This is a genomic window from Acidiplasma cupricumulans (genome assembly GCF_001402935.1).
Taxonomy (GTDB): Archaea; Thermoplasmatota; Thermoplasmata; order Thermoplasmatales; family Thermoplasmataceae; genus Acidiplasma; species Acidiplasma aeolicum.
In genome coordinates this window covers 1-4184 of sequence record NZ_LKBH01000087.1, presented here as the reverse complement: position 1 = coordinate 4184, position 4184 = coordinate 1, and the positions used below count along the sequence as shown (strand labels likewise).

The following is a 4184-nucleotide window of genomic DNA, read 5'->3' as shown; positions in this document are numbered from 1 at the left end:
TAAATTTTTATATATGTCAAAAAATCTGGTTATTGCATTTATATTTCCGGCTATGCCAAACCATATTAGAAGGATGCCGGTAACATACAGTTTTATATTATAAACATCAAAATGTCCGGTTACAAATATCTGTATTAATGTAAAAATCATCATTAAAACGAGCCTGTCGGCCCTGCCTGCTATACCCGAGTAATCCCTTTTTAGCCCCAGCGCCTGTGACTGTGTACCCATGTAGCTTGTCAGTAATATACCTAAAATTGCAAACAGACCAAGGTATATGTTACCGAAAATAGAAAACGACATGCCGAGGACAATAAATATATCTGAATACCTGTCAAAAACATGGTCTATAAGGTCTCCCTTTTTGGATGCAATATTTTTTAGCCTGGCAATCTTGCCATCCAGCGCATCAAAAAGGGCGGAAAAAATTAAGAATATAAATGATAAAAATAGAATATACTTACTAAAAAATGATAAATAATAAAATATCCCGGCAAATGCTGCAAAAATCAATGATGAAACAGAAATTGTATTGGGATTGAGCATTAAAAATTTTTTGGATAATGGCACCAGTATTTTATCTGCCTTTGATCTGTAGGAATCCAGAACCATATACATATATTAATAATTAATTATTAAATTATTCCTTATTTTTTTGCCATGTATCCTTATAAACAAGATAAAATGTTGATATGTAACCCATGGAATAGTATAAAAGCCAGAGTCCTGTTAAAAGATAAAAGTGTATTAAATAAAATAAAGATCCGGCAATGAAAAAGATTCCAAATGCCAGAATGGCATAGATATTTGATGGCATTTTATGACCGGCACCCTTTGGTGTTATCCTGTAAATCCTCCTTGATTTAAATGCCCTGAATATCCATAGCAGAACAAATGGGGAGATGGCAACAGTGTAGGATGATAACCTGCCCATGGCAGAAACTGCCTTTTTGGCATTTATATTAAATTTATCGCCGATTTTAACGAAAACATATGCATATAACCCAAGGAGGATTATCCATAGAAAGAACAGTGGATTAAATAATATGTCAAAATGTATAAATGGTGATATTATTACAAGGGCAATGGCCATTAAAAATGTAAGAACAAGCGGTATGTACTGTAATAAAAATGCAATAATGTCCAGCCTTTTAATAATTCCTATTTTTGATGATATTATGTACCTAAACCGCCGGCTTAAAACCTCCATGCTTCCCATGGCCCAGCGTGTCTGCTGGGTATAAAATGCATTGAATGTGTCTGGAACCTCTATTTTTATATTGGCATCAGAACTTTTTATTTTTTTGCCGGCATGTATAAGCCTTGTGCCGATCTCCAGATCATCCTGTATCATTTCAGGGTCCCACGAATCCACAGCATTAAGGGCATCCCTCTTGAAAAGTGTTCCACATCCAACAGGCATTACAGGCATGCCTGCATGGTCCCTGCCAGTTATTATCGAAGTATTTGTGTAATATGTTGATATTATAAGAGAATTTACGGTTGTTGATTCCACATTTCCATAGCCAATCCAGTTCATGGTAACGGCATCGGCATTTTCGGCCATTATCTGGGCATACCCCTTTTTTATTGAATCACTATATATCCTTGCATCAACATCCATTGTAAGTATAAGTTCCCCCGTTGATTTTTTAAAACCGTCATGCAGCGCGCCGCTTTTATAACCCCTTTTATTAATTCCACGCCTGTAAAAGATAACCTTTAGATTTTCAGGTATTTTTACCCTCTGCTGCATCTCCTTAAAATATTCCTCTGTATCATCAGAAATTATAATTACTTCAATTTTGGATTTATCCCATTCAGCATTATCAATATTTTCAAGAAGTCCCTGCACAGTCTCTATTTTTTCACCCTTTGTTGGCACCAGTATGGATAATGATGGCATGGATGCAACCTGAAGGTCCTTATATTTATGATTTACTCCGAGGTAATAATAAACCAGCTGTGCCAGAATAAGCAGTATTGTGGGCAAAAATATTAAAACTGGAATAATATAATAGGCATCATTCATTGGTTCCACTCCTCAATTCATGTAATTCCTGTTCTATAATGTGTGAAATACCATTGATTTTATATTGAATATTTGATTGAATGTACATTTACTGGCGTAATCAAAAGTTATTATTTAATTTTTACATATTAATTTAGAAAAATACAATAAATTTATTAATTTTAATTTGCATACCCAAGAATGTACTCGCAGAGAATACCTGAACTTGAACCTGCAAGAACATATGGAATTCTTGGAATTATATTAGAATTCTTTGGCGGGATCTTAAACATCTTCATAAATTATGCAGGTCTAATTGCAGAGGTACTGGGTCTTATACTGCTTCTGAATTCCATGAATTTGATATCCAATTATTATGATAATAAAAAACCATTCAAATATATGCTTGCAAGTGTAATATCTGGAATTTTAATCGGTTTAATTGTAATTCTGGTTTTTGGCATTTCCAGCTATGCTGTAACAACACATGCTGGCACGGCCCCTCCAGTAAGTCCGGCCTATGGCCTGCTGGTATCATTATTTATATTATTGCTCGGTGTTATAGCATCCATTATTTTTGAATATTTCGCATATAAATCTGTATATGAACTAACGGGTGTGAGGGATTTTAATACTGCAGCAAACATGCTTTTAATCGGTGTAATACTGACAATAATTATAATAGGAATACTTCTAATATTTATTGGTATAATATTTGTTATACTAGGATTTAATAAACTGCCCAGTGATGCAAAACCAAGGAATCCGGTTAATCCTGAAGAAGGCATATATGATGATATGAACTTCTAAATATTGTATAAAAACATAAATTTAAGTTGTTTTATTTTTTTAGCTTAATATGGAATCATTAAAAGGTTTAAAAGTTCTTGATTTTACACAGGCCATGTCGGGACCGGTTGCATCTATGATACTTGGCGACCTCGGTGCAGATGTTATCAAGGTTGAACCACCTGCGGGAGATCAGTCCAGAAGCTGGGCACCCCCATTTATTGATGATGAATCTGCATATTACATAAGTGTAAACAGAAACAAAAAAAGTATATGCATGGACCTAAAGCATCCTGATGCCACTGAAATAATTAAAAAACTTGTTGAAAAATCTGATATTGTTATTGAAAATTTCAGGCCTGGAACGGCTAAAAAACTTGGAATAGATTATGAATCACTTAAAAATTATAATAATAAAATAATTTACTGCAGCATATCCGGATTTGGGCAGACGGGCCCTGATGCTTCAATGCCCTCATATGACCTTATAGCACTTGCAAGATCCGGGCTTATGAGCATTACAGGAGAAAAAAATGGTGATCCTGTAAAATTTGGTGTGCCAATTACAGATATTACCAGCGGTTTATTTGCAACCATTTCCATACTTGCGGCCCTTAATTACAGAAATATCACAGGAAGGGGACAGTACATAGATATATCAATGCTGGATGTAAATTCATATCTCCTTGTAAATCAATTCATGAATTATATAGCAACAGGTATAAATCCAGAGAGACTTGGTTCAGCCCACCCAAGCATAGTGCCATACCAGGTTTTTAAAGCTGGAGATGATTATATAGCCGTAACAGTTGGTACTGAAAAATTATGGGGGCTTTTCTGCTCGGCATTAAATATTGAGAATTTAAAAAATAATGATAGGTTCAGCACAAATGAAAAAAGGCTTGAAAACAGGGATGAACTGATAAATATTATAAATAATGAATTTAAAAAATATACTGTTGATGAACTTATTAAAAAATTTAATGAGTATGGCATACCGTGTTCCAGGGTAAATAAGATAAGCGATGTTATAATGGATAAACAGTTAAATTACAGGGAAATGATAAAAGATGTGCATTTTGGCAATAAAAATATAAAAATGCTAAATTCCCCGTTTAAAATGTCTGAAACCCCGGGAGGAATTAGATTAATGTCACCAAGGCTAGGCGAGCATTCAAGGGAAATACTAAAAAATCTGGGATTTAGTGATGAAAAAATAAAAGATTTAATCAATAATAAAACAGTGAGCTACCTCATGCCAAGGCAATGAGGCTTCCTGATTCATCGACCACACTTATCCTTACATACGGGCTTATATTAATCCCTTCAGGGACAGAGGTGAAGGTCTCCACAGGCGTAAATTCCCTATGCTCCACAGGTACAT

General features: G+C 34.6%; 4 protein-coding genes. 2 read left to right on the top strand and 2 right to left on the bottom strand.

The features are described from left to right. Positions 1–612, bottom strand: a 612-nt coding sequence (locus tag AOG55_RS02830; protein ID WP_048100918.1) for a CDP-alcohol phosphatidyltransferase family protein, incomplete at its 3' end; no start/stop codon positions are given. Positions 613–640: 28 nt separating this feature from the next. Then, the gene (locus tag AOG55_RS02825; RefSeq protein ID WP_048100917.1) at positions 641–2032 is read right to left on the bottom strand and encodes a glycosyltransferase; all 1392 of its coding nucleotides are present in this window, start codon (positions 2030–2032) and stop codon (positions 641–643) included. Positions 2033–2212: 180 nt separating this feature from the next. Here AOG55_RS02825 and AOG55_RS02820 point away from each other — a divergent pair, with 180 nt between their 5' ends. Together AOG55_RS02820 and AOG55_RS02815 are read left to right on the top strand one after the other, a co-directional pair. Beyond that, on the top strand, positions 2213–2821 hold the full coding sequence (locus AOG55_RS02820; protein WP_048100916.1) for a DUF996 domain-containing protein: 609 nt from the start codon (positions 2213–2215) through the stop codon (positions 2819–2821). A gap of 49 nt (positions 2822–2870) precedes the next feature. Continuing rightward, positions 2871–4070 (top strand): CaiB/BaiF CoA transferase family protein, encoded by a 1200-nt coding sequence (locus AOG55_RS02815; protein WP_048100915.1) that lies wholly within the window; start codon positions 2871–2873, stop codon positions 4068–4070. Positions 4071–4184: the final 114 nt, after the last annotated feature.